This window comes from Citrobacter sp. wls613 (genome assembly GCF_005281195.1).
Taxonomy (GTDB): domain Bacteria; phylum Pseudomonadota; class Gammaproteobacteria; order Enterobacterales; family Enterobacteriaceae; genus Citrobacter; species Citrobacter gillenii.
Genome location: NZ_SZXN01000037.1, coordinates 970 through 1,545 on the forward strand (window position 1 = coordinate 970; position 576 = coordinate 1,545).

General features: G+C 53.0%; 2 pseudogenes. Both read right to left on the bottom strand.

Annotated features, from left to right (window positions below):
* Positions 1–495 (bottom strand): annotated as a pseudogene (gene silS / locus FDX01_RS06300) (copper/silver sensor histidine kinase SilS); the annotation flags it as partial.
* Positions 488–576: pseudogene (locus FDX01_RS06305) on the bottom strand (DNA-binding response regulator); the annotation flags it as partial. The pseudogenes FDX01_RS06305 and silS, both read right to left, overlap by 8 nt.

The following is a 576-nucleotide window of genomic DNA, read 5'->3' on the forward strand; positions in this document are numbered from 1 at the left end:
ATTCTGCTGTTTGCCCTGAAATATCGCCTGGCCAGAGGAGGCGATAATCCGGTATGTTTCCATCTTCATTTCAGACCCGGTATCCATCGGTCTCGCAGGATCCTCCACCGTCCAGAGAAAGACATCCCGTGCGCGGCTGTGCTCGCTAAAATCTGCGGAATTCACGGCCGGGTGTAGTGCCGCCCCCTGCGCTGAACTAAAGAGCACTTCCCCCCTGGGATTGAGGAGCAAAAGGGCAACGTTGCGGTAGCTGGCGATCGATTCCTTTATTTTGCTTACTTTTTTTTCATCCGGATCCACCGGGGACTGCAGTATACGGTTCAGGGTAGTGCTGATTTGTTGAAGATCGCTGACATCCTGCTCGGCAAAATGATTTTCAACAGAATGCAGCATAAACCAGGTGAAGGCGATAAAAGCCAGTATCGTGGACAGGCTGATAAAAAAGGTCAGCCGCAGGGCGAGTGAGAAAGGGCGCCTGGAAGGTTTGCTATGCATCCGGGGCCTCCAGCATATAGCCCACGCCCCGGACAGTCTGGATCAGCTTTGTCCCGTAATCGTTGTCTATTTTAGCGCGGA